Origin of the sequence: Rickettsia endosymbiont of Thecocarcelia acutangulata, from assembly GCF_964263195.1 — a bacterium.
Lineage (GTDB): Bacteria > Pseudomonadota > Alphaproteobacteria > Rickettsiales > Rickettsiaceae > Rickettsia > Rickettsia felis.
In genome coordinates this window covers 529519-556271 of record NZ_OZ181652.1, presented here as the reverse complement: position 1 = coordinate 556271, position 26753 = coordinate 529519, and the positions used below count along the sequence as shown (strand labels likewise).

Below are 26753 nucleotides of genomic sequence, written 5' to 3'. Positions count from 1 at the left end.
AATGTATGATAAAAATTACAAAAGTCAAAGATGCTTATGTTTTAGGGAGAATTATTATCGCCTATTCTACTACAAATGCTTATTATGGAAGAGAAGAAGCAAATATATTTGATGATAATGTAACTTTTGCTATAGTAAATCCTATAGCAGATATATGGATTTCATATGTAGGCAATAATAGTTGTGACGGTGAAATAGTATTAAAACTTGATATATTTAGAAAAGCAGCTTCCTATTATATATCTACGTTGTTGAGTAATGAAAATTTAAAAAATAGCGATGTCGATTATTTAGATGTAAGATATGCTACTGCCAAAGAAATAAGTACATTAAAAAATTTAGTCCAAACTAATAAGATAAAACTTGGAGATCACAAGCAAGAGCAAGCATTGAAAATTTTAACAACTTATTTAGCAGAGGAAATACCGCCTCATCCACATTTATGGCTTCCCGTTAAAGAGGGATTTGTTCAATATTGGCAAAAAATAGACCTGTATAAAATTCTTGAAGAAGATGCACTAACTACTTTAGGAAACACAGACGATCAAGTGAAATGTAAACTATGAATGCAACAGAACTATATAAAGAAAGTTTAGCATATGAAGGAAGCAGGCTATTATATCGATGCTATGTTAAAATATGTTAATGCCTTAGCTTTCGATAGGAAATTAACTATAGTTTATAATAAAATAGGCAATCTACTATATAATTATAATAGGTATTTTGAAGCCTTGCATTATTTTACAGAATTTATCGGAGCAGAACCATAATTAATTTGCTCTCAACTATATATGGTATTATTTATCAGCTATATAAAATTCATTATTCTTATGAGTTAGGTTACTTTTAGCAATCTCAAGCAGAATCTAAATTCGCCTTTAAAAATTCCGGAGCAAAATCTGCCCCGTTAGACCAACTAATAGTTTGCAATTCTTCATCTATCGTCACTTTATTAAATAAATTTTTATCTTGAAGCGGTTCAAAAATTGAGCCTTTAAGATGTGGATATAGGTTTATAATACCTTTTGTTCCATCATCAAAAACTAATTCTAAATAATAATCATCAATATAACTTACAGATATTACATGCAACATTTTTACTCCAACGGGGCTATAGAATTTAATGGTTCACCATTTTGCGTTTTATTCCAATTATCTATTAGTTCTTCTTTATGGATATTTAACCATTCTGTAACTAATTGCAAAGCTCTTTTAGGAAATTTACCTTCTAATATTTTACCGTTTAGTGAAATTATTACTTCATAATCACCATATTTAGCATGAAAATGAGGAGGATTATGGTCTCTATAGTACATCATAATTATTATCCCAAAAAAACGACTAATTACCGGCATAATAATTTTTTATTTATATTAATATTTCAAATTTTAATCCATTTTTTATATTATTTCAAGATCTCATAACCACAATAAAGAATTCAGAATATCTTAATAATCCTTCACTTCACAATCACTTTCAGCTTCTCGATCGTTTTTGGATCTTTTGCAAGTTCTAAAAATATTTTCCGCTCATAAGAAAGTAGCTCTTCTTCATTTGTTTCAGAATGTTTATCAATAATATTTTGGAATTTGCTAAGTACCTTATCTTGTAGATCGTTATATTTTGATGTATCTATTTCTATTACTAAATTTATTTTAGGCAAAGTAATTTTATGCGGAATCGGTACTATCTTTTTAGATAGGTTTTAATTTTAAAGCTTCATCTAAAATATAATACTTATTCATATTTACGTGCATATTCTCTACATCATAATCTGACTTAAAGTAATCGGCTGAACTTGTTTTGTTCTGCTCTATAATATTTCTGATATTTCTAATTAATTTAGCTTTATCTCCCTTGCTTCGTACAAACATTTCAGTAACACCGCCCCATCCCGGTATTAAACCGACTCCAAGTTCTACAAGTCCGGCGTTAAGTTCCTGATTTGCCACAATATAGCTTGAGTGCAATAGCAGCTCACACCCTACGCCAAGTGCTACTCCTTTAGCACAACTAATAATATGAACCCCAGAATATTTTAAGTGCAGCATAGTTTATTGTCCCAGCTTTAGTAAATTCTCTAGATCATGAAAATTACCGTCTTCAATATAAGAAAGAAGAAGCTTTAAATCCGCACCGGCAGAAAAATTATTTCCTAGCGGATAAATATAAAGATTTTTGCCGTCATTTTCGGCTTTACTTGCTGCTTCTTGCAGTAAATAAAACACATTATGATTTAAACAATTCATTTTTGTAGTAATAACAAAAATGAAATTCTCACGATAATTTATTAGCTTTGCAGAATCGTTTTCTAATACTATCTGACTTTCTTGTAAAATATCTTTGTGAGAATTAAATTTTTGTTTATCGATTTTTTGATATTCTTTATTGCCTAAATATTGCGGAAGTAGGATATGAATTAAATCGGCATTTTTAATTACCGAATTCCAGCCGTCTTTAGCTGCTATGGTCAATAATTCAAATGGACCGTATTTCCAGCTGTAACCAAGCTTCATAGCAGCATCGATATCATAGATATTATCGGTTACAGATGGTACTAAACTTGCTAAATAAACATAAAATTCCGTTATAATTTCAGTAAAAAATTTACCGTAAACCGAATCACTAGCTAGTAACTCATCAAGATTATTAAATGAAATATCTACTTTTTGAACAGGACTATATGATAAATCGTTTATATTGATAACTTCTTTAATCTTTTTGCCGTTTGATACCGATAAACGATAAAACCCACCTTCACCCTTACGTCCAATTAACTTCTTCTCTATCATCTTATCGAGAATAGGAGTATTTACATATATTTTATGATAAGCATCATTTGCAGGAAGGGCGACAAGTAATGAGCTTGATATTAACTTCATTACGTCATACCCGATTAGATCATATAAACCAAAAATTCCGGTACTCGGCAACCCCAAACATGTAGTAAATATTTTATCTAAAGCTACAAAATCAAGCTTTTGACTTATCGCTTTGCGAGCTACTAATTCAAGTAAAAAACACCCTACTCTATTAGCAATAAAGCCAGGCGTATCATTACATTTTACTATAGTCTTACCAAGCGTTTTCGTTAAGAATCCTGATACTCTTTCTATTACTTCAAACTTTACCGTATGGTCTATAATTAACTCAAGCAGTTCCATATATCTTGACGGATTGAAGAAATGCGTAATAACGAATCTAGATTTAATATTATCCGGTAAATTCTCTTTGAGTCTTTTAAGAGGTAATGTAGAGGGTATTAGAAGCAATAATTGCATCTTCTTTAAGATAAGGAATAATTTTATTATATAATTGGTGTTTGATTTCTAGCTTCTCAACAATAACTTCAATTACTAAATCACAATCCCTAATTAATTCTAAATCATGTTCTAAATTGCCGATGGTAATGAAATTTACTTTATCCGGAAAAGACAAAGAAGGAGGTTTTTGTTTATGCAAATTTTCTTTAGCGGTTTTAACTATTTTATTCGGATCATCGGAATCTTTAGCGATAATATCAAGCAGCACTACTTTATGAGAGGAATTAGCAATTAACGCTGCAATCCCTGAACCCATTACTCCCGAACCGATAACACAAACTTTTTTTATTTCATTTTGCATAAGTTACCTATCTAGTGTCACCCCGTGGCTTGACCACGGGGTCCATAAAACAATTAAAAAAGACTGGATACCGTGGTCAAGCCACGGTATGACAACAAAAATTAACATCTTATCGTCTCCCCATCGCATAGCTAGTAATCAAGTTTTTAATAGGCTTAAAATTATTTATCGCCTTAAACCCTATTTGTCTTAAACATCTTAAATTTTTAGAATAATTTGAAAAAATATTATTTAACTCATCAGTCAGCTTATACATAATAAAATTATCCTCTTGCCTTAGCTTTTGATATTCTTGTAATGTACCGTTATTACTAACAATCATACTCAAAACCTCTATATCCTTTATGCCTTGATTAAGCCCCTGTCCTGCTAAAGGATGTACTGTGTGAGCAGTGTCGGCAATAAGCACTATCTTATTATGAAAATATCTATTTGCTATACGAGCTTTTAGCGGAAAACTACTAATCTCACTATCAATAGTAATTTTACCTAAAGAATTACCGGCATTTCTTTGAGTTAAAAATCTAACTTCTTCTACGGGCAAATTAACAATTAAAGCAGCCTGATCAGAAGAAGTTGACCATATTACGGATGAAGCATATTGATTTTTTAAAGGCAGCAAAGCAAAAGGACCAAGCGGCAGGAAATGCTCCATAGCACAATTTTCATGCGGCTTTTCATGCTTAATATTAAATGTAAGAGCAGTTTGATAAGGTTTTTCAATTTCATTAGCAAAGTAATGAGACCTCACTTTTGAATTTGCTCCATCACATATAATTAATAAACTACACTTAATTTGTTTATCATCAAATTTTATAATCGAGTAGTTATTATGGCTTATAACCTCTTGATATTTATTATTATCAATTAATGTTATCAACGGATTATTAGTTATTTTTGACAATAGTATTTTTTTAAAATCACTATTCTTAACCACATATCCAAGTACAGCGTCATCGTCATTTCGTAAATCTAATATCTCTGAAGCCTTATTATCTACTACATATATTTCTTGCATTTTTGCCACAAACTTTTCAAGCTCTTCCCATATATCAATAGAGGATAAGAAATTTTTAGAATGCGGCGTTAAAGCAGTTGTTCTTATGTCTTTAAAAAACTCCGGGCTTTTTACCGATTTACTCTCGAATATAGTAGTTTTTATACCCTTTTGTGCAAAAGAAAGTGCAGTTAGCATACCGCTCAAGCCACATCCTAAAATAATAATATCAATCTGTTTTGTTTTTATCTGCTTCATGTATAAAATATTTTAAATATCCGTTTGTTGCTATAAAGCTTAAAAGAAAGTAAATAATTGCTATATCCAAATATGAACTATTGCCTGAGTATAAGCCTAAACAGCAAATAAATAAACTCACTAAAGTCGTGAAGCTATTTAAAATCAATAAATTTGTAAAAATATCTGTTTTTTTGATAAATAGGTAGGTTATTAAGCAAATAAATAATGAAATAATAATTAAAAAGATGTTAAGCATAATTTTTAAAATCGGTTTTACTGCTTGTTAGAGGCTTTGTTGTATAAGTCCGATGTCATACCGTGGCTTGACCACGGTATCCATAAAAATAACTTAATAATACTAATAATTTTATTATTAGTAACTGGACCCCGTGGTCAAGCCACGGGGTGACACAGAAAAGCACTAGATTCCTGCCTACGCAGGAATGATAGACAATATCACACAGTACCCTCATTATATATAATCCCTTACAATCTTACAAACTGCAAATAAAATTAATTAAAATTCCTTAAATAATTTTAATATTATGTAATCTTAGCCAACCTTTACATTATAAATAGCTATTGTGACAAAAATGTTATAAAAAAATGTTGCTTTCTTTTACATTCGGCATTAACGTATATATTTAGACTTTGATTAATATTTTTAAGGTAAATTGTAATGTCACAACTCGATGTTTTAATAGTAGACGATGAAGAGAGTATACGAAATCTCATTGCTGCAAATTTGAAAGATGAAGGTTTTAATCCTAAGGTTGCTGCTAATAGTACTCAAGCTCTTAAAATACTTTCCGAAAAACCGGTCTCTGCAGTTATACTTGATATTTGGCTTCAAGGAAGTGAAATTGACGGGCTTGGGATTTTAGAGATAATTAAAAAACGCTATCCTTTAATGCCGGTAATAATTATTAGCGGTCACGGTACTATAGAAACAGCAGTAAATGCTATAAAAATGGGTGCTTACGATTATATAGAAAAACCTTTTAATAATGATAAATTAGTTATTTTACTTAAAAGAGCTTGCGAAGTAACAAAGTTAAAACGTGAAAATATAGATTTAAAGTCAAAAGTTATAGATAAAACTGAATTAGTAGGCGGATGTTCGGTAACTTTAAAATATAAAATGAAAATAGAAAAGACAGCTAGCTCTAGCAGTCGTATAATGATTCATGGTAAAGTCGGTAGCGGTAAAGAACTTGCAGCAAGGTTAATTCATAAACAATCTAAAAGGGTTAATAATCCGTTCATTATTTTCAGCCCTACCTGTATGACTACAGAAAAAATTAATCAAGAATTATTCGGCGAATCAGAAAAGCAGGAAAATAATACCAAACGCCCTACTATCTTAGAATTTGCCAATAACGGTACTTTATATATAGATGAGGTCAGTAATATTCCTATTCCTATCCAAGTAAAATTATTAAAATTCCTTAAAGATCAAACTATTACAAAGCCTTGTGGAAAAAATATTAAAGTTGATATAAAAATTATCACCGGTACTTCTAAAAATATTCAAGATGAAGTTAATAACGGCAAATTCCTAGAAGATCTATATTATCGCCTTAATGTATCCTCTCTAAAAGTACCTTCATTATATGAGAGAAAAGAAGATATACCGCTACTCGTTAAATATTTTGTTAAGCAACTTTCAAAATTTTCAGGTTTAAAAGAACGTAACTTTGCTGATGAAACTATCGCTGCTCTTCAATCATATGAATGGCCGGGTAATATTAGACAATTACGTAATGTAGTTGAATGGACTTTAATTATGAATCCGCTAACTACAGGTAATAATGAAATTATCAAACCTTATATGATACCTTCCGAAATATTAGCAAATAGTGCTAATCCTACAAAACTTGAAGATAGTTTTGATATGTTATCTATGCCGCTTAGAGAAGCTAGAGAAGTTTTCGAGCGTCAATATCTATCGGCCCAAATGAGTCGTTTTAATAATAATATTTCAAAAACATCTTCATTTGTCGGTATGGAAAGATCGGCTTTGCATCGTAAATTAAAATTATTAAGCTTACATATACCTCCTACAAATAGAATAAATGAAGAAGAATATGAGGAAGCAAATGCTTAAAGTCATATCAATAATTACTATTTATTTGTTATTAAGCAGCTGCTCCGAATCTACTCGTGATGCGAATGGATTACTTACGGATAGCCAAAGCACGGTAATTCGGAATTATATAATATCACAAAATTCTAAAAACCTTAAAGTGAACCTTAAAGAGAAGTTTGGTTCAAATTTAAAAGGAGTCAAATTAATAGGAGTAAAGCTAATAAATGAAGATTTATCAGGAATAGATTTAACTTCCTGTGAAATATTACGTGCTGATTTTGCAGGTAGTAATTTAGAAAAAGCTATACTTACAAATGCTATAATTCAAGAAAGTAATTTTGCAGATTCGGTAATAAAAAATATTTCCGGGTATAATTCTGACTTTCAAGGTTCAATTTTTAACAATATAACATTACAAAATACAAATTTTGTTCAATCAAATTTTAGCGATACTGCTTTTAATAAAACTACTATAATAAATGTCAACTTTGAAAATTCTAAATTTAGTCATGTATTATGGAGTGATAATACTATTGACGGTGTTAATTTTCAAAAAACTAACCTAAAGAATAATAGCTTTAAAAATACTAATATAACAAATTCAATATTTTACGGTACGGATTTAGAAAAAAGTGTAATAAATAACACCAATTTTACTAATAATTATTTTGAATCTAGCGACCTAAGTCAAACTAAATTAACAGCAGTAATAATTAAGGATTCTAACTTCACACAAAGTATTTTTAATGAAGTAAACTTTAATAACGTACAAAGTAATAACTCTTTCTTTTCATACGCTTCCTTTCAAGATTCAACATTACAGAATATTAGCCTTACTAAATGTGATTTACAAAATAGTACAATTAGCAGTTCAGTTTTAAATCATTTTAAAATCGATAATGCTATATTAAATAATATGAGTCTAAACGATAACAAATTTAATAATTTATCAATAAAAAATAGTAATGCTAATTTTGTAAGTATTAATAAAACTAAAGGCTCAAATATTACTTTAGATAATATAAGCTATACTAATAATATTTTTAGCAATAATGATTTTAAACAATTTATAGTGATTAATAATGACTTAAACAGCAGTGAAATAATAAACTCAAATATAACTAACGGACAATTTAATAATGTAAATTTTTCTAAATCTTTAATACAAAACGTAAATTTTTCAGATGTTAAAATTACTTTAGGTAATTTAAACCAAGTAGCTCTAATAAATTCTAATCTAACAAATACTACGGTTATTAACTCCGTCCTTTCTAATTCACAAATAAATAATATTAACTACCAAGCATATTCCGGTTTTATTAATACTAATGTTTCTAATAATATTATTTTAAATAACGATAATTCGAGCAAAATTCCACCAAATAATATACTAATAAATTCGGTAAAAGATTTGCAAAAAATAACTAACTTAACAAATATAAATTTAACAAATCTTGACTTAAGTAGTTTAGTATTTAATGGAACAGATTTTTCAAATAGTATCTTTAAAAATGCTAATTTAACAAATACGGTAATAAAAAATTCTATTTTAAAAGAGGCTAATTTTTCTGCAGCAATACTTACTAAAACAGATTTTTCAAACTCAATATTAACAGATAGCATATTTAAATCAGCTAAAATTGATCAGGCGGGCTTTAGTAACTCTGACCTAACAAATGCCGATTTTACCGAAGCAACAATTAAAGATACTTCATTTGATAAGGCTAAGACAAACGGAATGAAAGGAGTGGATAATCCTAATTAAAGTTAGAATTATTAATTATGAGAATAATTAATAAAAACTTTAGGATATTTGGAGGCTATTTTTAATAAAGATATAGCGGAGCCGGTAGGTTTGCGTCTTCCTTGTTCCCATTCTTGTAATGTTCTTACATTAACTCCCATAAGTACGGCAAAAGCTGATTGAGAGAGATGTAAGTGCTTTCTGATATCCACTATATCTTCTTTTGTCTCTATTTTTTTTATGTGTCCTTTTCCTAATTTTATATCTTGAATCGATTGCAAAATTTCAGCTCCAATATCTCTTTTTACGTTCATAAACCTAATTCCTCTTTTATTTTTTTTAAAACAGAAGCCGGAATATTTTCAGCTTCATTTTTTGTATATATGGTTAATAACCATATCTGTTCTTCTTTACTTTTATAATAATAAATTATACGAACACCGCTACGTTTTCCCTGCCCTTTGGACATCCAACGTATTTTTCTAAGTCCACCACTACCTATTATAACATCCCCTGATTTAGGATGTAGTGACAAGTGCCATTAAAAATTTGCATACTCATCATCTGTAAAATATGAATTCAATAATTTATTAAATAAAGGGGATTCTATATATTCCATATAAACATTATACGTCAGTGACGTATAATGTCAATAACATCTCTACAGAAAAATATTGGTATATTTACCTTTGGTGGCTCTTCAAAGATTTTCCTTTATTAGTAGGAGTATTAGACGGTGTAAATGAATTATTATTCATGAAAGCGGTAGGACTTTGTTTCTTCATTCTATTAATAATTCGTTGTTGTTTAAGATTATTTATCTTTTGTCTTCCGGCTATCCTTATAGATTTAGTAATTTTGGCAGTTTCTACAAATATTTCCTGAGGAGTTTGTAGCTGATCAATTTGCTCATAATGTTTTTTAAGAAACTCTTCTTTTATTTTTGGCTTTACTCCTTTCAAATCAATATATGTTTTATATAACTTCTTTAATTTTATTTTAGATTCTTTTATTTGTTGTTTGGAAGATTTTTGAGGAAGTGATTTAATCGAATTAACAAGACTACTGCCTATTTCTTTTATAATATTAACTGCAGGCGAAGCTATTTTCTTTATTCCTTCATAAATTTTACCGAGTCCTCTAGCAATAACATCTAATATTTTAGGCTCATATTCTTTAGATATAGGAGGGGTATCCCTAATAATATCTCTAGCTTCAGTTAGATTATTAGCTAAATTAAATAATGCTTTTTTTTCCTCTAAATCAGTAGATCGATTAGCATATGAACTAGCTATATCTGCATGAGCATCTATAGTATCGGTAATTATTGATTTAGTATCATTAAAAGAAAGATCTGTAGATGTCTTTTTTCGTGTTACAGGACTATCTTCTCTTAATTTATCTAGCCTATCACGTATTTCTTGGTCTTTTTGAGCATTGAGAGCTTTACTTTTTTGTTCTAATTTAACCTCGGATTGTATCTTCTCAACTAGCTTATCTACCTCATCATCGGATTCATAACCAGAGTCATAACCGGATTTTTTTGTGGGGGTATAAGGTCTATCTTGGAGCTTTGCAAATCTTTCTTCTAATTCTTCAAGTGTTGGAGGAGTACCTTTAAGTTTTGCTAGTCTTTCTTCTAATTCTTTTATTATTTGATCGTCCTGCTTTTTCTTAGACATATATACCTCTGTAATAATTCTCAATTATTAATAACATAAATTACTAACTAAAATAAAGTATTTTTTGATATGAGCTAAGGTATAATTGCATAAAAACACATAGTAGGTATACGAAGCTCAATTTGAAAAAGAGGAATCGGTTTTGAAGCTTTTAACCGCAGCGTACATACAATTTTCAAATTCAGCGAGTATACTTATCCAACACGTCTGACATGATTTTACGAGCTATGGGGGCGGCGGCTTTACTACCGCCTCCACCTGATGATTAACAAGAAAGTAGAGTAGTTTGAGGTTAATATATATTAGCCCTATGACCGATTTTGATAACAGTTACTGTTGATTTCTCAATAGATACACTATAAATTATACGATAATTTCCAAACCTGTATCTATATAAATTTTTGTACTCACCTTTTAAAGGTTTCCCTAGTACTATAGGATTTTGAGCAAGGTATGATTCTACTTTATCAAGTATTTTTAAAGGGTAAGGCAATTCAGCTAATTCTGCACGTGCCTTATTTTCCCATATAACTTTAAACATTCTTCTTTTTTAACCACTCCCTAACTTCATCAGTAGTGTAAATTTTAAAATCAGGAGCATTAATTCTTTGTAAGGCAATTTTAGCGTCTTCCGAATCTTCTTGTATTTCCTTTAGATAATATTCAATTGCTTTACGTGCTATATACCCTTTTGACCTGTCTAAGCTTTTTGCTGAACATGTTAAACTATCATTTAGTTCATCCGGAATAGTTAAGTTAAGTCTTGCCATCTTTTGACCTATATTTAAATTAATAACACATCATGACACATAATAACACGTTATGACACAAACTACAAACTGATATTTAATAAATTATAAATATATGAAGAGTTGGTATACGAAGCCAATTTTTTAAATTCAGCGAGTATACTTATCCAGCACATCCGACATGATTTTACGAGCTACGGGGGCGGCGGCTTTACTACCGCCTCCTCCATGGTCAACAAAAACAGTAACGGAATAACGAGGATCGTGATAAGGAGCGAAGCCTAAGAACAAGGCATGATTACGCCTCTCCCAAGCAATAGAGTCACGGCTTAAATCGTCTTTAGCATTTAGTTTGCCTTGTACTTGGGAAGTACCGGTTTTACCGGCAAGCTGCCTATTTTCACCTAAAATTCTATTATAATACGCCGTACCTCCCGCAACATTAACGGTATTATACAAACTTTCTTGTATAATTTTGATATTTTCAGGCTTAATATTGACATTATAAAATTCCGGATCGTTTTTTAATATTCTAGGCGTATATAGTTTACCGTTACTTGCAATAGCCGTAATAAATCTTGCAAGCTGCATCGGCGTTACTCCTAAAAATCCTTGCCCGATTGCTAAATTAAAACTATCCCCTATTGACCAAGGAAGCTTTAATTTTTTCTTTTTCCACTCTTTTGACGGTACAAACCCGCTACTTTCAGGAGCTAAATCAATACCGGTCTTTGAGCCGAGACCAAATTCTCTTGCGACTTCAAGAATTTTATCCGGACCTACTATTCTGGCTAACTCATACATATAAATATTGCAGGAATGCTTTAAAGCAGACATCATATCTACCGTCCCGTGTCCGCTATGATTCCAACATCTAAAGCTATTAGTACCAAGAGCAGAGCTACCGTCACAAAAAACGGTTTTATTAGGATTAATACCTACTTCAAGGGCTGCAAGTACGGTAATTATTTTAAAAACCGAACCTGGGGGATACGAGCTTTGTATTACCTTATTAATTAAAGGCTTATAAGGATCGCTCATTAAACTTTGCCAATAATTTTCTGATAATTTACTGAAATTATTTGATTCAAAACCCGGTGTGGAAGCACAAATTAGTATGTTTCCGGTTCTAGTATCCATAACTATTGCCGAAGAACCTTTAGGATTTAAATATTGCTGGATATTTTGCTGAAGAGAAGCATCGATATTTAAATACATATCTTCACCCGATTTAGTAGGGGTTCCTGCTATTTCTCTTACTTGCTTACCGTAAGCATTTACTTCAACTTTTTTATAACCGAATTCTCCTCGTAATTTATTATCGTAGTATTTTTCGATACCGGATTTACCGATATTAAAATCGCTTAAGCTATGTATATTTAACTCTTGCTTCTCTTGTTCATTTATTTGACCTAGATAACCGATTAAATGAGAAGTAGTGCTTGAAAAAGGATAAAACCTTAAATATCCTATATAGATAAATATTGAAGCCAGTTTATGCTTTTGTTCTTCAATCATTGATACTTGCTGCCAATCAAGCTGATCAAGTATTATTAAAGGAGTGTGGCGACTAGATTTTTTAATTTTTTGCTTAATATAATTATATTTTTCCGGAGATAAATTTAGAATATTACTAATTATTTCTAATTCATCCCGATAATTATTATTAACGCTCCTATCTATTACTAGCTGATAACATGGTTTATTAGTAGCTAAAATATTGCCGTCTAAATCGTAAATTCTTCCTCTAGTCGGCGGAAGTACAACGAAATTAATACGATTCTTATCCGATAAAGTCTTATATTCTTCACTTTTAATAAGCTGTAAATAAAACATTCTTATTCCAAGCAGTGATAAAAATCCGAGTTTACCGAGTCCAATTACAAAGGCCCTTCGTGAAATTAACTCACCATGTAGTATTTTTTTATTTAGCATACTTTTTAAAGTAATTCATAGGAGAGTCAATTATAAGACGAACTATATTATAAGAAAATATAGTTGTTAAAAATTGAAAGAAAATTATTAAATATCCGTCTGCTTCTAGTTTCTTGATTGTTATTAGTAAATATTTAAAATTCAATATAAATAAGCAATAAACACAAAAAACAACAAAATTTATCAAATAGTTTTTAGCTATAAAAAATTTTGAAGAGAGTTTATATATTATATATGCCGACAAAAAAACTAACGAATTTGTACCGATAGGCATACCGCTTACTTGATCTATAAATAAACCGAGAAAAAATATACTAAAAATATTTAAGGAATATAACGACATAAAATAATAAATAAATATAATTTCCATCGCCGGAAAAATTCTGCTTTGAATATTTATTTTATAACTCACTAACGGAAATAATATTATAAAAACACATAGCAAAGCAAACAGCAATTTTAATATTATTTGTAAGCTATTTTTATATATTTCCTGTTTTATCTTTAACATGAATAATTTTTTATTATGTGTTTTGTACTGTGTTATACTACAATTAGTGGTCATTCCACGACTTAATCTCGGAATCCATATAAACAACATTTTATATGGTCATTTTAACTGGATCCCGTGGTCAAGCGAACTAGACTGACACCTGTATACAAAATATAAATTAATTTTCCATTTTGTACAGTTTTAAAAAATGAATATGGACTCTATAATAACTCACAACAACTAGGATTACATCTTTTATCATCACCGCTAAGCTCTAATTCTTCTTGTTCATCAGAAATTGTGGTGGAGAAAAATTGCTGTTTTGATATAATATTATTTCTTGTTATCGTAGGATCAAAAGACTTAAGCCGTGGGATAGGTATACTAGGTTTATCTGTTATATTTTTACTTTTTGACATAAAAACCTCCTTTTTAGCTTATATACTCCTCATTGCGAGGAAATTGCATAGCAATTGTACGTCCGCAATCTCAGGATATTTGACGAGATTGCCACGCAGCCTATGGCTGCTCGCAATGACGATATCTATAGTTATTAAGTAATATTTTTAACTCTCCTCTTCACTTTGTTCTATCGGCTCTAAACCATATAAAGATATCATACGCTCAAAAACTCTACCGGCAGTAGGGGCAGCCGTCCAGCTTGCCGTCGCAAAGCCAAAGCTTTCTTTAGTCGGTTTCGGCTCATCAAATCTAATAAAAATAACGTATTGCGGGTTAGATGCAGGTAGCACTCCTAAAAACGATGAAGCTCTACTATTTTTTAGATATTTCTTTTTTCCCCCTGTACCTTGTGAAAGCTTTTCTGCCGTACCGGTCTTACCGCCTATAAGATAGCCTTTGACCTCTGCTCTTTTACCGTTACCTTCTTTTACTACCGATCTAAATAATTTCTTCATTTGGGTAGAGGTATTTTCACTAAAAACTTTTGTACCTATTACTTTTTCATCCTTTCTTTTTAATAAAGTAAGGTCATATAAAGTACCGCCGTTAACGACCGGTAACATTGCTCTAACAAAATGCAAAGGGCTAATCGAAATGCCGTAGCCGTACGACATAGTAACACTAGTTAACTCATTCCATCTTTTCTTGGAAGGAAATAACGGAGTACCTCGTTCAGGTAATTCTATTTGTAACTGATCTAATAGACCTAATTTCTTTAGGTATTTTTTAAAATTGCTTTTACCGATTTCAAGCATAATTTGACTTGTGCCAATATTTGAAGAATATAGAAAAATCTCAGGCACACTATGCCACCCTTGCCTTGGTGTATAATCCTTAAGCTGGAATCCTCCTACTTTCATATAGCTTATATCATAAGCATCATTCATATTTATTGCACCGGTATCAAAACCGACTGCCATAGTTAATGCCTTAAACACCGAACCCATTTCATAAATGCCGAGACTTGCTATATTAAACAGCTCTTCCGGTTTGGCTAAACTCGGATGATGAGGATCGAAATCAGGCTTATTTACTAATGCTAAAATCTCGCCATTATTTGGATCGGCAATAATGCCTACTGCTCCTATGGCCTTAAATTGCTTTAAAGTTTTATCAATCTCTTCACTTAAAATACTTTGTAATCTGATATCAATAGATAATTGAAGTGGTTCTTTTCGATTCTTTGGTTCGTTTAATTCATAATCGGAATTAGTTAAATATTTATCGTAAGCGAGTTCTAAACCACTAAGCCCTACCGAATCTCTACCTACATAACCGACAACATGCGACAATAAATTAGAAAAGGTATAAATTCGTTTCTGCTCGTCTTCAAATTCAAAACCAAGTAAACCAAGGCTAGTTATTTTTTCCTGCTGACTAGGTAATAAATCCCTTTTTACCCATATAAAGCTTTTATTTGACTTAAGTTCCGCAAGTAATTTAGCTTTATTAATATCAGGTAGAATTTCTGCTAGTTTTTTTACGGAAGTTTCAGGATCGAGAACTATTTGTGGATTAGCGAATAATGAGGCAGAAGGTAGGTTAACTGCTAATAAATTACCGTTTCGGTCAACTATTTCTTTTCTAAATTGATGATTTTTTTTAAAGGAATTAATATTTTTATCGTAAACATTCGTAGCAACGATTATCAATCTGTAAGATAAAGTGCAAAAAAGAAAAGAAAAACCACAAATAACCATTAATAATCGGATTTTTGTATTTTTACTACAAACATTCCAAATTATCAAACTTTTAATTGCTGGTTTCCATTTTTCCAAAATTTGTTTCATATATTATTTATAATGACGTTTATAAAAGCCATGCAACAATCCTACTAAGATACGAAGATCAACTTCAAAAAGAGCAAGGAGTCCTTAAGACGAGGAGCGGAGCGTATAATAATACGTGAGCACCGGAGTACTTATAGGACGACGTAGTCAATTTTTGAAGTTCATCGAGTATCCTTCACTCTACTCGAAACAGTTTGTATATACTTATTATTCGTAATTCTTTTGTAACGCCATTTACTACTCTTTGAAATACTAATATTATGATTAAATTTAATATTTTGATCGATATTTGGCCCTAACGGATCTTTTATCATTTGATAAGATTTAACTGTTTCTAATTTTAAATAAGCTGCCGCAAGTTTTTCCAATCTTGCCGGCAAAAGTAGATAAGCTTGTTCTGCTTTTAAAATATGAATATTATTATTCTCACTATTTATCTGTTTTACAACGCTACTTAATTGATAATCAAGGGTTGAAACTCGCTCTTTTATGCTAAACAAACTACATATTGCTATAATTGTTATCAATAATGTTAAATAGTGAGACTTTCTTATAGTCATAACTAAATTACTCTTGTATTTCCTATAATACTTAGACAATTTTTTAAAAGCATTCGATATCATTCCTGGGTAAAAGCAGCATTGCCTGAGTAGTTCAAAAAACCTACTCGATGTCATTCCAGCAACGGCGGGAATCCAGTGTAAAGCGAGATAACCTAAGCTTTTAAAAAGCTTTAAAGTACTGGATTCCTGCTTTCGCAGGAATGACATAGGCTATAGTATCTTTTTTGCGGCTCGAAGTTTTGCCGACCTTGCTCTAATATTTATCCTTACTTCTTTATCTGACGGTGCTAGAGCTTTATTAGTAATAATCTTAAGCCATTTATCCGGATCAATTGCTATATCGTCTTTAGCATATTTTGACCTTGCTACCGGCTTTTCCGAATTTTCTTTAAAGAAATTCTTAACTATCCTGTCTTCTAAAGAGTGAAAAGACACCACAACTAAACGTCCGTCTTTCTTTAATATATTTTTTACATTCACTAAAAATCGCTCTAACTCTCCAAGCTCATTATTGATATAAATCCTAATAGCTTGAAAGGTTTTAGTAGCAGGATCGATTTTGCCTTTTCTAAATCCTATACTGCTCCTTACAATCTCAGCTAATTTGCCTGTGCTATCAATTTTTGCCGTTTTTCTATATTCCACGATTCTCTTAGCTATTCTTCGTGAGAAACTCTCATCGCCGTATTTGTAAATTACGTCAGCTAGCTCTTTTTCCTCTGCAATATTTACAAATTCCTCAGTACTAAGCCCTTGCCCGCTCATTCGCATATCAAGCGGTCCGTCATGCAAAAACGAAAATCCTCTATCTGCTATATCTAACTGCATTGATGAAACGCCTAAATCCAGCACTACTCCATCAAATTTTTTTTCCTTAAGCTTTGCAAAACTATCCGCAAAATTCGTTTCTATAAAATCAAATCTCTCAACGTAATTTTGCTTAATTTCTTCAGCTCTTTTAATCACATTCGGATCACGATCCAAAGCTGTGACATAACAGTTACAACTTTCCAATATTGCTTTGCTATATCCTCCTGCTCCAAACGTACAATCTAGATAAGACTCACCGTCTTTTGGAGCTAAATTTGCTAGCATTTCATTTAGCATTACCGGTATATGAGATTGTGGCATCAATTCGCATTCCTTAGAGTTAAACGCTTTTCATGAGCAATTTTTTGAGCAGAATTTAAATATTTCTCAAAATTCTGCGGCTGCCAAATCTCAAAAATCACTCCTTTACCTACAAAACATGCTTGCTCTTCGATGCCTGCATGCTTCATTAAAGATTGCGGCAATATAACTCTTCCCTCCCCATCAAACGAAAGCTGCACGGCTTCCCCGAATATCATAGTCTCAAAGGCATCACGCTCCTCGGAATATGGGTCAAGACTCTCAATCATCTGTCTTAATTTCTCGATATGCGAAATACCGCACGCCTCTATACAATTATTCCTAATTGACGGATAAGCAATTACACCGTTAAATAATTCTTTCCCTAGTACCGCACGGTAATTCGCCGGCACTGACACCCTACTCTTTTTATCAACGCCATTTATATACTTAGATAAAAATACATTCATTGGTATAATTTGGGTTAATTTGGGATTTTATGGTAATTTATAGGATATTATAGGAATATAACGTAGTCAAGCGTTTTTAACAGATAGGAGTTAAATTATTAACTTGTGTCTTTATTGTCATTGCGAACCGGCATTAGCCTTGTTGCATGGTTCGGTAAACCCCACTATGTCACCCCGTGGCTTGACCACGTGGTCCATAAAAACAATAAAAAATATTAATAATTTTAGTATTTTTAACTGGATCCCGTGGTCAAGCCACGGGATGACAGAGATGAAATTGATTCACGTGGGCAATGCTGAGCTAGGAATGAAATCGAGCCACACAACAAAGCTTAACCCGATGATTTTATGGATTTTTTTTAAGTAATTGAGGCTAATGAATTTCAAAAATTACCGATTTCTATAGCACATAGCACTTATATTGCAAATTTACCTTTATATCATAAAGATCCATTTTATAGACTATTGATAGCCCAAGCAATAGTAGAGCTTAACCTTATTAACTTGTAATATTTATATATCTAAATATTCTGTACGTATAATCAAAACTTATTAGCAACATGTTTGCTTCTTCAAAAATCGATTTTCTTACATAATCTTAATTACAATAATTAAAAATTAAAAAACATAAAATTTTAAAAAAATATTGAATTATTAACCTTTACCTTATTTGTTTAATATTGGCAACAAGCTATTTACTTCCGTACCCTATCATGCATTTATGAAAGATAATACTACTAATACCCTTATAGATTTTGAAGAATGTGAAGACAACACAAATTATAGAATTTATAACTGGGCAAGAATTTTAATGAGAAAATGTCCGGAAGAAGCTAAACATACTATTAACTCTATAATATAATAAAAGATGACCACAAAATAAGCTTTATATTTAATGATAGTTTTGAAATATTCTCAAATAATACAATTTCTATTTTCGGCGAGCTATACGATGTTATCGGAAATATAATAAAAGATTCAAATATATCGGCTTTTATAGGTTTTAATACTACTGAAGATTGTATTATTAATGCTAACTTTGAAGCTAATTTAAGAAACTTTACTTCATATGCTTTAGGACCAACAATACATACCGCCGGATTTATGATGTTCGATAAAGAAGAGTCAAACATGCCGTCCGGTAATTCTTCAATTACTTCAACATTTTTATCATTTACTAAAGACGGAGTATTAACAATTTGTTGTGTAATTTTTGCTATATTAGCTATTTTAAAAATCCAAGAATATTGTAAAAATAGTAAAAAAACTTTAGACCAAGATAATGATAACACTTATATGCCAATGGAGCTATTAAGTAAAAAAGAAAATAAGTTTATAGAGCATCAAGATAATATATACCAATATAATCCTGATAAAGATATTTATGAAAAATAAAATATAGTACTACCATTTTAGGTTCTGCATCTGAAGTTTAAATTAATTATTGTATATTAAAAAATAATAACCTATAGTGAATGTCATTTAAAAACTAAACCTAATTTATGCTTAAAATACCTATAGACAATGTTATTGTATTCATATATCTAATATCTATTCTACTCATTGGTATATATTACCGAGCTAAACATAGTAGTTTTAAGAACTATGCAAATATCAAAAGTAAAGCGAAAAATAGTAAGCTGTTATTAATAGCTACAATATTTGCAAGCTCTGTCGGAGGTGCTACCACTTTCGGCATTATGGAAAAGGTTTTTTTAGGACACGAATATTATGCTTATGCTTTGATGCTTACAATACCTATAGATATATTAATTGCAATCTATATAGTGCCTTTAATTGCCAAACATTACGGAGCTGAAAGTATCGGCGATATCCTGAGTACATATTACGGTAATATCGGTCGTTTTATCGGAGGGGTTAGTTCGGTTATCGTTTCAGTAGGATTTTTGGCTGCTCAAATAAGCGTAAGCGGCTATATTTTTCAATATATCTTAGAAATAAATTATGTAAATGGGGTAATTTTAAGTTATAGTATAGTACTTATATATACTACAATCGGCGGCTTACAATCTATTGTTTTTACTAATTTACTACAATTTTTGGCAATGATAATCGCTATACCGACCATAACTTTTATCAGTTTAAATAAAATCGGTTTTGTAGATTTTATTAATAACCTACCTACGGAAAATGCAAATTTTGATCAGAGCAACCTACTTTCTTATACGATTGCAGCAGCTTTAAGCTTTAGCGTCATGAATCTATATCCTACATTTATTCAAAGAGCTTTAATTAATAAAAATCCTACGCAAACAACTAAAGCAATATATGCAAAATCCGCTATATATTTTTTCTTCTTGATTTGCATTACTTTAAACGGTTTAATTGCTTATAAGCTTTATCCAAACCAACCGTCAAATTTAGTATTACCTTATTTAATCAACCAAATTATTCCGCCTTTAATTCAAGGGGTAGTAATGAGCGGACTCTTAGCTGCCGTTATGTCTACTGCCGATTCTGATTTAAACGTTACTTCTATAGCTCTCGTTAAGGACATAATTAACCCTATACTTAAAGTAAAAAATCAGCAAAAATTATTATTAATTGCCCGAATTATTAACGTTATAATAGGGAGTTTTGCGATAATTGTAGCTTTAAAATTTAGTAACGTAATTGACTTAGTAGTGTTCTTTACCGGCTTTTGGGGACCGGTAATATTAGTACCGTTAATAACAACGCTTTTCGGTATCAGAACATCTAAAACCGTAATGGTCTTATCATCACTAGGCGGAGCAGCTACTTTTTTAACGTGGGAATATTATTCTTTATCGTTACAATATTTCAACCTTAGAGGGGTGTTTATAGGAACGATAACGAGTCTTGTGATATTTATTTTAGGACGAATCGTCATTGTGAGGAGCGAAGCGACGCGGCAATCTCATGAAATAATACTCCTGAGATTGCTTCGTCGAATTACGTTGTAATTCTTCTCGCAATGACGAAAAAATCGTTCCACGCAATAATACCTATCATTGTGAAAAATTTTCTAAATTAATACTATACCTCGTTCCCTTAAGTTCTCCGGTTTTAATAAATGCTTGCATTTTCTACTAATTCTTGGAGATCTCTTGTAGCGGTAGTTTTAGTAATAGTTATGTAGTTTTTAGCACTTAAACCGCCTTTAAAACCTTCTACTCCTTCCTCAAAAATTCTTTTAACTACTTTTTCTTGCCGTGCGTTTAATATATTTTTGAATTTATCGTAAAACTTTGTTTTTTTTATTAAAAACTCTATATTACGTAAAGTATAATCTTGAGCTTTAATTATTGTTTCAACAAAATATAATATCCAGTCCGTAATTTCTTGTAGAGGTCAAGATTTAATCTTACAGGCACTATAAAAATTATATCTGAATGTCTGATAAGTTATGACTGTCAGATGAGTATTCAAGATATAAGATTTCATTATTCTTTTCAACAGCTAACTTCTTACTATCCTTGAAGGTCTGCATAGGATTTTTACCATAACAATATTTCCCAGAATGAGGTCTTTAATTATTATAATGTTCTAACCAAATATCAAGGTCAAGTTGTAGATCATCAAGATCAGTATAAATCTTTTTACGCATAGCCATATCAAATAATTCTTGCTTCATAGTTTTATTAAAACGTTCACACATACCATTTGTTTGAGGAGAATATGCTTTAGTAGTGTTATGTTCAATGCCCTCAATGCTTAAGAACAATTCAAAAGCATGATGTTCTATATTTCCTTTATATTCACCCCCTCTATCAGTTAGAATACGAAGCACTGGTATTTGCTGACTCTCATACCACGGCAGTACTCTATCATTAAGCATGTCAGCAGCGGTAAGAGCTGTTTTATCAGTATATAATTTAGCATCTGCGACCCTAGTATAGCTATCAATAAATACCTGAGAATATACCTTGCCTATACCTTTAAAATTACCTACATAATATGTATCTTGGCATCCTAGATAACCTGGATGCTGTGTATCAATCTCACCATGGGCTTCTTTTTCGCTACGCCGTTTCTCTAATACTTGTAACTGAGCTTCGGTAAGAACAATACCATCTTGAGCCATCTTTGCTTCTAATGCTTTAAGTCTTTTATTGATATTATTTAAATCATTACGTAGCCAAATCGATCTAACTCCTCCAGGTGATACAAGAATACCAGTCTTTTTAAGCTTATTTGATACTCTCATCTGACCATAAGCTGGGTATTCTATTGCCATATCTAATACTGCTCTCTCTACTGCTGGTTCAACTCTATTTGCTATAATTGGCTTCTTCCTGCTAATCTCATATAACGCCTCTTCTCCACCAGTTTCATATAGCTCTTTGAACCTATAATAACTGTCCCTGCTGTATCCCATTGCTTTACAGGCGGACGATATACTACCAAGACTCTTAGCTAATTCTAGTAATCCTATTTTTGGCTTTATTATTTTTTGATTTAGATTCATCTCTAATCTTCCATTTAATATTTATCTTATTTTACTAAATGTAAGATTAAATCTCAATTATTGCAGTTTATGAAATATTAGAGGATAAAAAAATTATAAAAATACTTAGCATGTGGGGACATTATGAGTAATTATTCATAAGCTCTTATGCAACGTTCTAAAAATCATCTCGGCAAGTGACTTGTTAATACCGTTTACTTTAGTAAGCTCATCTATTGTTGCATCACATACTGCTTTATAAGAACCGAAATAGTGCAGCAATGCTTTTTTACGAGTTTCACCTATACCCTCTATATCATCAAGGCTTGATAATTTTATGGCACGCGATCTACCGAGTCTATGATTCTTTATGGCGAAATTATGTGTCTCATCCCGCAAGATTTGTAAATATTTCATAATCGGCAAATTTTTATCCAAAGTAAATACTTCTTTACCTGTCATATGGAACTGCTCAAGACCGGCATTTCTATCTACTCCTTTTGACATACAAACAAAAGGAATATTCATTTCAAATTTATCCATTACCTCTTTAACGACACTTAAATGGCCCCTGCCACCGTCTATAATCATCAAGCTTGGCAATTTATGCGGCTCATTCTTAAGTCTAGTTAATCTTCGTGTTAAAACTTGCCTGAGCATTTCATAATCGTCACCTACAATGTCATCCCGTGGCTTGACCACGGGATCCAAAAAATAACTACTGGATCCCGCGATCAAGTCGCGGGATGACAATGGGGAGGCGTGAGATGACAATGAAGAGTTGCGGGACGACAATGAGAAAACCCGATATTCCTTTTTATCAAAACCGGCTTTACTGGCAACTACCATAACACCGACTGCAAACTTACCTTGAATATGACTATTATCATAAATCTCAATTCTTTCAGGAATTTCAGAAAGACCAAATAGCTCTTTGATTTCAAGCATAATCTCTTGATTTTTTGCAAATTTCTTCAAATATTGCTCAAGCGAAAATAAAGCATTTATTGCGGCATTCTGAACTAGCTTGGCTTTACCTCCACTAATAGGCATTATAATATTGAGTTTAGTAATATTATTGATTTTTTTAATCGCCTCTATCACATTCTCTTTATCATTAATTTCATGATTAATTATAATTTCCGCAGGCACTTGTTGTTTTTGATAAAATTGTAATAAAAAATATTCCAATACTTCTTCTTTAGTACTATTTTCGGTAGAAGTAGGAAAGTAAGGAATATTACCGCATGCTCGCCCTGCCCTATATAAAAACACTTCTACGCAATAATGTCCGTTCTTTTCTACAATAGCGATTATATCTGCGTCTTTAACAATATCTGAAACACCTGCCTTAAGCTGCACATAACTAAGTGCCTTAATACGGTCTCTAATTTCTGCCGCCTCTTCAAAACACATCTGACTACTTAGCTCTTCCATCTTTTTAGATAAGTTCTCTTGAAGTTCTTTAGTACGACCTTGTAAGAAATCTTTAACCTGAGCTACTAAGTCCCTATAGTCCTCTTTATTTATTTTACCGACGCAAGGAGCATAACAACGTTTTATTTCATATTGCAGACAAGGACGAGTACGTGAATTAAAGTAATTATCCGTACAGGAACGTAATTTAAAGATTTTTTGCAATTCCGTTAAAGTAGTATTAACTTCCGTGGCGGAAGCAAAAGGACCGAAAAACTTCCCGTCACTTAGAGTTTTACCTCGATATTTTAGCAATTGCGGGAAATCATGATCTAAACGTAACTTGATGAAAGGAAAAGACTTATCATCCTTAAGAAGAATATTAAATTTCGGCTGAAATTTTTTGATTAGCTGGGCTTCTAAAAGTAGTGCCTCAACTTCGGAATTAGTAATGCTGTACTCTAAAAAACAAGTATTTGCAATCATCCGAAGCGTCTTATTATCTAAATCGCTTTTAATGTAATTAGTAAGACGTTTCTTTAAATTTTTAGCTTTACCGACATAGATAACCTGTTTGTTAACGTCAAACATTCGATAAACCCCGCAGCGTTCAGGAGTATCTATAAGTTTAGATTTAATTAACTCACTTCCGGTAATTTCTAGGGTCATATTGTTTAGCCTATCGTCATTGCGAGGAAAAACTGTAAGTTTTGACGAAGCAATCTCAGGAGTTTGTTATTATTTCATGAGATTGCCACGCAGCTTATAGCTGCTCGCAATGACGTTTTCTTAATTCCCTGTTTTATTATACGGATTATCATTTGCTACTTTAACATTAACCGTTTTTGTCGTGTTATCATCGAAGAAAAAGGTTATTTTAAACTCATCTCCTGCGTTTAAATCTACTTTTGGGTCATAAAGCATAATATGCATGCCACCGGGCTTAAAATCAACGTTAATATTACCGGCAATTGAAAATGGATAATCGACTTTTACCATTTTACTAACTCCTTGATCATTAATTGTTTGATGAATTTCTATTCCGCTTATCTTATCTGAAGATATATTCACTAAATTATAACTCTTACTTCTACTATTTATTAATGTAAAATACATAGCAGAATTGCTAACTTTACCTTGTACATTTGTTGTAGGTCTTGCCCAAGGCTGTGCAAAGTTAACGGCTGCCTCTGCAGGTAATATATCATTGGGCTGATCAGAAGAAGAATTTGTAGAATTAGGATCTTGAGCTGTTTGGTCATCAGCATAGCTTACTGCACAAATTAAAGTTATAAAACCGACTAATAAAGTTTTTAACATAATAATACCTTTGCTAAATTAAAATTGAATATACATCTAATAAATTAAGAGTTGGTTAAACGAGTATACTAGCATAAGTTATTTTTTTTGCAAAATATTCTTACGTATCTCTTCAGGAAATTTCTCTATTGCATAACGAACTGCGGTTCTTGGCATTTGTGATATATAACGATCCAAAAAATCTATTAACTGTTTTTCATCTTTTTTTCCTGCTTCACGTAGCATCCAACCTACTGCTTTATGCATTAAATCATGTTTATCGTTTAAGAGTAATTTTGCTATTTCAAAAGTTGTATCTAATTGATTATTTTTGATAAAATACCAAGTAGCAACCATAGCTATTCGTCTCTCCCAAAGAATTTCTGATTTTGTTAATGTAAAAAGATAATCCTTTTCTTTATCCCATAAATAAGCTCCTACAACGTGATGAGCTGATGCGTCCACTAAATTCCAATTATTTACGTGTTTTATATTGTTTAAATAAAAATTATAAAAAAACTCTTTATCTTGTGCTTTCTGATATTGCATAATCAAAATAGCTAACGCTAAAAATCTTTCTTCATTAAATTCTGAAGTAATAAGTCTGCTTAAATCCCCCACATCTAAATTATAATAACTTTTAGCTATTTTACGTAAAGTCGGCACAGTAACACCAATAAATTTATCATGCTCGCCATACTCTCCTTCATTAGTTTTAAAGAACATCGTCCTACGTTCTAAAGGAATAGTAGAATTCTCAAGTAAAATATTTCTAATTTGTTGTAAATTTTCTTTCATGTTCAATAAGCCATTTTTTACGATGTAATCCTCCGCCATATCCTCCAAGTTCGCCATTGCTATTAATAATACGATGGCAAGGAACAATTATTGCTAACTGATTCATGCCGTTAGCATTTGCAACAGCTCTATAAGAAGTAGGTTTGCCCAAAGCTTTAGCCTGATTTAAATAACTTCGTGTTTTGCCGTAAGGTATATTAATTAATTCTTGCCAAACCATTTTTTGAAATGGGCTTCCTAAAAGATATATAGGTGTATTAAATTTTTGTAAAGTACCGTTAAAGTACAATTTAAGCTCCTCTTCAATCATTAAAATCGGTTTAGTACTTCCAGGAATAATAGCAGATTTCGTCTTAATTCTTAGCCTTTCAATTTCCAACTCTAAACCTCTTCTATCAACAAATTCTAATAAGTAAAGTAGCTTTCATCACTAATTGCAATCATAGCCCCAGTGTTGATTAGAACACGTATAATGTTGATATTTTGATTTTCTTCCTCTTCTTCTCTCCAAATACTCCAATGCTTCTTTGAGCTTCCTATGGTAGCGTATTTTGCTTCATTCTTTTACGGCCATTAATATTTGAGCATAGTAAAAAAGTTGCGGGATTTCGTCTGATTTTTGATTACGTATATGTTGAGATATAGCCTGATCCAATGACTCGGTAGGTGACTTATTCTCAATTACTACAAAAGCTATACCGTTAACGAATAATACAATATCGCATATACGTATACTGCCTCTAAGTGACTCTACCGGTACTTCAAAAGCAACGTGATAAACATTATTTTTAGGCTCTTTCCAATCAATATATTTTAAGTCATAGCCTTTAAAGTTTGTAGAGGTCAAGATTTAATCTTACAGG

27 protein-coding genes and 3 pseudogenes are annotated in these 26753 nt (G+C 31.5%); 7 read left to right on the top strand and 23 right to left on the bottom strand.

Annotated elements, in window-relative coordinates:
• Window positions 1-5 precede the first annotated feature (5 nt).
• Both ACE38Q_RS02990 and ACE38Q_RS02985 read left to right on the top strand, forming a co-directional pair.
• Window positions 6-566: a hypothetical protein gene (locus tag ACE38Q_RS02990; RefSeq protein WP_500190047.1), complete on the top strand. Its 561-nt coding sequence runs from the start codon at window positions 6-8 to the stop codon at window positions 564-566.
• Window positions 567-599: 33 nt separating this feature from the next.
• Window positions 600-770: a hypothetical protein gene (locus ACE38Q_RS02985; protein WP_500190046.1), complete on the top strand. Its 171-nt coding sequence runs from the start codon at window positions 600-602 to the stop codon at window positions 768-770.
• A gap of 85 nt (window positions 771-855) precedes the next feature.
• On the opposite strand, the gene ACE38Q_RS02980 is transcribed toward ACE38Q_RS02985, so the two are convergent.
• The 5 genes and pseudogenes from ACE38Q_RS02980 to ACE38Q_RS02960 all read right to left on the bottom strand — a co-directional run bounded on the left by ACE38Q_RS02980 (window position 856) and on the right by ACE38Q_RS02960 (window position 5117).
• Complete coding sequence (locus ACE38Q_RS02980; RefSeq protein WP_040255893.1) at window positions 856-1095, bottom strand: DUF2442 domain-containing protein; 240 nt, start codon at window positions 1093-1095, stop codon at window positions 856-858.
• 2 nt (window positions 1096-1097) lie between these two features.
• Entirely contained in the window at window positions 1098-1319 is a 222-nt protein-coding gene (locus tag ACE38Q_RS02975; RefSeq protein WP_500190045.1) for a DUF4160 domain-containing protein, read from the bottom strand.
• A gap of 140 nt (window positions 1320-1459) precedes the next feature.
• Window positions 1460-3624, bottom strand: a pseudogene (locus ACE38Q_RS02970) (3-hydroxyacyl-CoA dehydrogenase/enoyl-CoA hydratase family protein).
• 109 nt (window positions 3625-3733) lie between these two features.
• Window positions 3734-4879, bottom strand: coding sequence for a 2-octaprenyl-6-methoxyphenyl hydroxylase (gene ubiH, locus ACE38Q_RS02965; protein ID WP_500190044.1), 1146 nt, complete (start codon window positions 4877-4879; stop codon window positions 3734-3736).
• Entirely contained in the window at window positions 4851-5117 is a 267-nt protein-coding gene (locus ACE38Q_RS02960) for a monovalent cation/H+ antiporter complex subunit F (RefSeq protein WP_039595101.1), read from the bottom strand. Before ACE38Q_RS02960 ends, ubiH begins: the two co-directional genes overlap by 29 nt.
• Before the next feature lie 423 nt (window positions 5118-5540).
• Between ACE38Q_RS02960 and ACE38Q_RS02955 the strand changes: the two genes are divergently transcribed.
• A complete protein-coding gene (locus ACE38Q_RS02955; RefSeq protein ID WP_500190043.1) occupies window positions 5541-6968 on the top strand; it encodes a sigma-54-dependent transcriptional regulator in 1428 nt (475 codons plus the stop codon).
• On the top strand, window positions 6961-8715 hold the full coding sequence (locus ACE38Q_RS02950; RefSeq protein WP_500190042.1) for a pentapeptide repeat-containing protein: 1755 nt from the start codon (window positions 6961-6963) through the stop codon (window positions 8713-8715). Before ACE38Q_RS02955 ends, ACE38Q_RS02950 begins: the two co-directional genes overlap by 8 nt.
• Before the next feature lie 11 nt (window positions 8716-8726).
• On the opposite strand, the gene ACE38Q_RS02945 is transcribed toward ACE38Q_RS02950, so the two are convergent.
• From ACE38Q_RS02945 to mraZ, 12 genes are all read right to left on the bottom strand, one after another.
• Window positions 8727-9008 carry a helix-turn-helix domain-containing protein gene (locus ACE38Q_RS02945; RefSeq protein WP_500190041.1) on the bottom strand — a complete coding sequence of 94 codons (282 nt, stop codon included), beginning with the start codon at window positions 9006-9008 and terminating at the stop codon, window positions 8727-8729.
• Window positions 9005-9229 carry a transcriptional regulator gene (locus ACE38Q_RS02940; protein WP_500190040.1) on the bottom strand — a complete coding sequence of 75 codons (225 nt, stop codon included), beginning with the start codon at window positions 9227-9229 and terminating at the stop codon, window positions 9005-9007. The genes ACE38Q_RS02945 and ACE38Q_RS02940 overlap by 4 nt, the downstream gene beginning before the upstream one ends.
• A gap of 148 nt (window positions 9230-9377) precedes the next feature.
• The gene (locus ACE38Q_RS02935; RefSeq protein WP_500190039.1) at window positions 9378-10376 is read right to left on the bottom strand and encodes a hypothetical protein; all 999 of its coding nucleotides are present in this window, start codon (window positions 10374-10376) and stop codon (window positions 9378-9380) included.
• 292 nt (window positions 10377-10668) lie between these two features.
• Window positions 10669-10917 (bottom strand): type II toxin-antitoxin system RelE family toxin, encoded by a 249-nt coding sequence (locus ACE38Q_RS02930; protein ID WP_011271224.1) that lies wholly within the window; start codon window positions 10915-10917, stop codon window positions 10669-10671.
• Window positions 10910-11146 (bottom strand): hypothetical protein, encoded by a 237-nt coding sequence (locus tag ACE38Q_RS02925; protein WP_500190038.1) that lies wholly within the window; start codon window positions 11144-11146, stop codon window positions 10910-10912. The genes ACE38Q_RS02930 and ACE38Q_RS02925 overlap by 8 nt, the downstream gene beginning before the upstream one ends.
• Window positions 11147-11275: 129 nt before the next feature.
• Window positions 11276-13060 (bottom strand): penicillin-binding protein 2, encoded by a 1785-nt coding sequence (gene mrdA / locus ACE38Q_RS02920; protein WP_500190037.1) that lies wholly within the window; start codon window positions 13058-13060, stop codon window positions 11276-11278.
• Entirely contained in the window at window positions 13050-13571 is a 522-nt protein-coding gene (locus ACE38Q_RS02915; protein ID WP_500191230.1) for a hypothetical protein, read from the bottom strand. Before ACE38Q_RS02915 ends, mrdA begins: the two co-directional genes overlap by 11 nt.
• 203 nt (window positions 13572-13774) lie before the next feature.
• Window positions 13775-13972: a hypothetical protein gene (locus tag ACE38Q_RS02910; protein WP_500190036.1), complete on the bottom strand. Its 198-nt coding sequence runs from the start codon at window positions 13970-13972 to the stop codon at window positions 13775-13777.
• 147 nt (window positions 13973-14119) lie between these two features.
• On the bottom strand, window positions 14120-15805 hold the full coding sequence (locus ACE38Q_RS02905) for a peptidoglycan D,D-transpeptidase FtsI family protein (RefSeq protein WP_500190035.1): 1686 nt from the start codon (window positions 15803-15805) through the stop codon (window positions 14120-14122).
• 161 nt (window positions 15806-15966) lie between these two features.
• On the bottom strand, window positions 15967-16365 hold the full coding sequence (gene ftsL, locus ACE38Q_RS02900; RefSeq protein WP_500190034.1) for a cell division protein FtsL: 399 nt from the start codon (window positions 16363-16365) through the stop codon (window positions 15967-15969).
• A 213-nt stretch (window positions 16366-16578) separates the two neighbouring features.
• Entirely contained in the window at window positions 16579-17499 is a 921-nt protein-coding gene (gene rsmH / locus ACE38Q_RS02895) for a 16S rRNA (cytosine(1402)-N(4))-methyltransferase RsmH (protein WP_500190033.1), read from the bottom strand.
• Window positions 17499-17948, bottom strand: coding sequence for a division/cell wall cluster transcriptional repressor MraZ (gene mraZ / locus ACE38Q_RS02890; protein ID WP_500190032.1), 450 nt, complete (start codon window positions 17946-17948; stop codon window positions 17499-17501). Before mraZ ends, rsmH begins: the two co-directional genes overlap by 1 nt.
• Window positions 17949-18669: 721 nt before the next feature.
• Here mraZ and ACE38Q_RS02885 point away from each other — a divergent pair.
• The 3 genes from ACE38Q_RS02885 (at window position 18670) to ACE38Q_RS02875 (ending at window position 20893) form a co-directional block, all read left to right on the top strand.
• Entirely contained in the window at window positions 18670-18810 is a 141-nt protein-coding gene (locus ACE38Q_RS02885; RefSeq protein WP_500190031.1) for a hypothetical protein, read from the top strand.
• Between the two features lie 242 nt (window positions 18811-19052).
• Entirely contained in the window at window positions 19053-19343 is a 291-nt protein-coding gene (locus tag ACE38Q_RS02880; RefSeq protein ID WP_500190030.1) for a hypothetical protein, read from the top strand.
• 107 nt (window positions 19344-19450) lie between these two features.
• On the top strand, window positions 19451-20893 hold the full coding sequence (locus ACE38Q_RS02875) for a sodium:solute symporter family protein (RefSeq protein ID WP_500190029.1): 1443 nt from the start codon (window positions 19451-19453) through the stop codon (window positions 20891-20893).
• Between the two features lie 419 nt (window positions 20894-21312).
• Here the strand turns inward: ACE38Q_RS02875 and ACE38Q_RS02870 are convergent.
• The 6 genes and pseudogenes from ACE38Q_RS02870 to ACE38Q_RS02845 all read right to left on the bottom strand — a co-directional run bounded on the left by ACE38Q_RS02870 (window position 21313) and on the right by ACE38Q_RS02845 (window position 26737).
• Window positions 21313-22398: pseudogene (locus ACE38Q_RS02870) on the bottom strand (IS481 family transposase).
• Between the two features lie 135 nt (window positions 22399-22533).
• Entirely contained in the window at window positions 22534-24462 is a 1929-nt protein-coding gene (gene uvrC, locus ACE38Q_RS02865; RefSeq protein WP_500190028.1) for an excinuclease ABC subunit UvrC, read from the bottom strand.
• Window positions 24463-24582: 120 nt separating this feature from the next.
• Complete coding sequence (locus ACE38Q_RS02860; RefSeq protein ID WP_500190027.1) at window positions 24583-25113, bottom strand: copper chaperone PCu(A)C; 531 nt, start codon at window positions 25111-25113, stop codon at window positions 24583-24585.
• A gap of 78 nt (window positions 25114-25191) precedes the next feature.
• The gene (locus tag ACE38Q_RS02855) at window positions 25192-25890 is read right to left on the bottom strand and encodes a DNA alkylation repair protein (RefSeq protein ID WP_500190026.1); all 699 of its coding nucleotides are present in this window, start codon (window positions 25888-25890) and stop codon (window positions 25192-25194) included.
• A pseudogene (locus ACE38Q_RS02850) lies at window positions 25865-26334 on the bottom strand (methylated-DNA--[protein]-cysteine S-methyltransferase). Before ACE38Q_RS02850 ends, ACE38Q_RS02855 begins: the two are co-directional and overlap by 26 nt.
• A 112-nt stretch (window positions 26335-26446) precedes the next feature.
• Complete coding sequence (locus tag ACE38Q_RS02845; RefSeq protein WP_500190025.1) at window positions 26447-26737, bottom strand: type I restriction endonuclease; 291 nt, start codon at window positions 26735-26737, stop codon at window positions 26447-26449.
• Between the last annotated feature and the right edge of the window lie 16 nt (window positions 26738-26753).

Excerpts from the sequence above, each read along its gene's own strand:
- ACE38Q_RS02910 (WP_500190036.1), bottom strand. The coding sequence starts at position 13,972 with ATGTCAAAAAGTAAAAATATAACAGATAAACCTAGTATACCTATCCCA.
- ACE38Q_RS02885 (WP_500190031.1), top strand. The coding sequence starts at position 18,670 with ATGAAAGATAATACTACTAATACCCTTATAGATTTTGAAGAATGTGAA.
- ACE38Q_RS02925 (WP_500190038.1), bottom strand. The coding sequence starts at position 11,146 with ATGGCAAGACTTAACTTAACTATTCCGGATGAACTAAATGATAGTTTA.
- rsmH (WP_500190033.1), bottom strand. The coding sequence starts at position 17,499 with ATGCCACAATCTCATATACCGGTAATGCTAAATGAAATGCTAGCAAAT.
- ACE38Q_RS02985 (WP_500190046.1), top strand. The coding sequence starts at position 600 with ATGAAGGAAGCAGGCTATTATATCGATGCTATGTTAAAATATGTTAAT.
- ACE38Q_RS02945 (WP_500190041.1), bottom strand. The coding sequence starts at position 9,008 with ATGAACGTAAAAAGAGATATTGGAGCTGAAATTTTGCAATCGATTCAA.
- ACE38Q_RS02975 (WP_500190045.1), bottom strand. The coding sequence starts at position 1,319 with ATGATGTACTATAGAGACCATAATCCTCCTCATTTTCATGCTAAATAT.
- ACE38Q_RS02960 (WP_039595101.1), bottom strand. The coding sequence starts at position 5,117 with ATGCTTAACATCTTTTTAATTATTATTTCATTATTTATTTGCTTAATA.
- uvrC (WP_500190028.1), bottom strand. The coding sequence starts at position 24,462 with ATGACCCTAGAAATTACCGGAAGTGAGTTAATTAAATCTAAACTTATA.
- ACE38Q_RS02950 (WP_500190042.1), top strand. The coding sequence starts at position 6,961 with ATGCTTAAAGTCATATCAATAATTACTATTTATTTGTTATTAAGCAGC.
- ACE38Q_RS02915 (WP_500191230.1), bottom strand. The coding sequence starts at position 13,571 with ATGTTAAAGATAAAACAGGAAATATATAAAAATAGCTTACAAATAATA.
- ACE38Q_RS02990 (WP_500190047.1), top strand. The coding sequence starts at position 6 with ATGATAAAAATTACAAAAGTCAAAGATGCTTATGTTTTAGGGAGAATT.
- mraZ (WP_500190032.1), bottom strand. The coding sequence starts at position 17,948 with ATGAATGTATTTTTATCTAAGTATATAAATGGCGTTGATAAAAAGAGT.
- ACE38Q_RS02880 (WP_500190030.1), top strand. The coding sequence starts at position 19,053 with ATGATGTTCGATAAAGAAGAGTCAAACATGCCGTCCGGTAATTCTTCA.
- ACE38Q_RS02930 (WP_011271224.1), bottom strand. The coding sequence starts at position 10,917 with ATGTTTAAAGTTATATGGGAAAATAAGGCACGTGCAGAATTAGCTGAA.
- ACE38Q_RS02875 (WP_500190029.1), top strand. The coding sequence starts at position 19,451 with ATGCTTAAAATACCTATAGACAATGTTATTGTATTCATATATCTAATA.
- ftsL (WP_500190034.1), bottom strand. The coding sequence starts at position 16,365 with ATGACTATAAGAAAGTCTCACTATTTAACATTATTGATAACAATTATA.
- ACE38Q_RS02935 (WP_500190039.1), bottom strand. The coding sequence starts at position 10,376 with ATGTCTAAGAAAAAGCAGGACGATCAAATAATAAAAGAATTAGAAGAA.
- ACE38Q_RS02860 (WP_500190027.1), bottom strand. The coding sequence starts at position 25,113 with ATGTTAAAAACTTTATTAGTCGGTTTTATAACTTTAATTTGTGCAGTA.
- ACE38Q_RS02980 (WP_040255893.1), bottom strand. The coding sequence starts at position 1,095 with ATGTTGCATGTAATATCTGTAAGTTATATTGATGATTATTATTTAGAA.
- ACE38Q_RS02855 (WP_500190026.1), bottom strand. The coding sequence starts at position 25,890 with ATGAAAGAAAATTTACAACAAATTAGAAATATTTTACTTGAGAATTCT.
- ubiH (WP_500190044.1), bottom strand. The coding sequence starts at position 4,879 with ATGAAGCAGATAAAAACAAAACAGATTGATATTATTATTTTAGGATGT.
- ACE38Q_RS02955 (WP_500190043.1), top strand. The coding sequence starts at position 5,541 with ATGTCACAACTCGATGTTTTAATAGTAGACGATGAAGAGAGTATACGA.
- ACE38Q_RS02905 (WP_500190035.1), bottom strand. The coding sequence starts at position 15,805 with ATGAAACAAATTTTGGAAAAATGGAAACCAGCAATTAAAAGTTTGATA.
- mrdA (WP_500190037.1), bottom strand. The coding sequence starts at position 13,060 with ATGCTAAATAAAAAAATACTACATGGTGAGTTAATTTCACGAAGGGCC.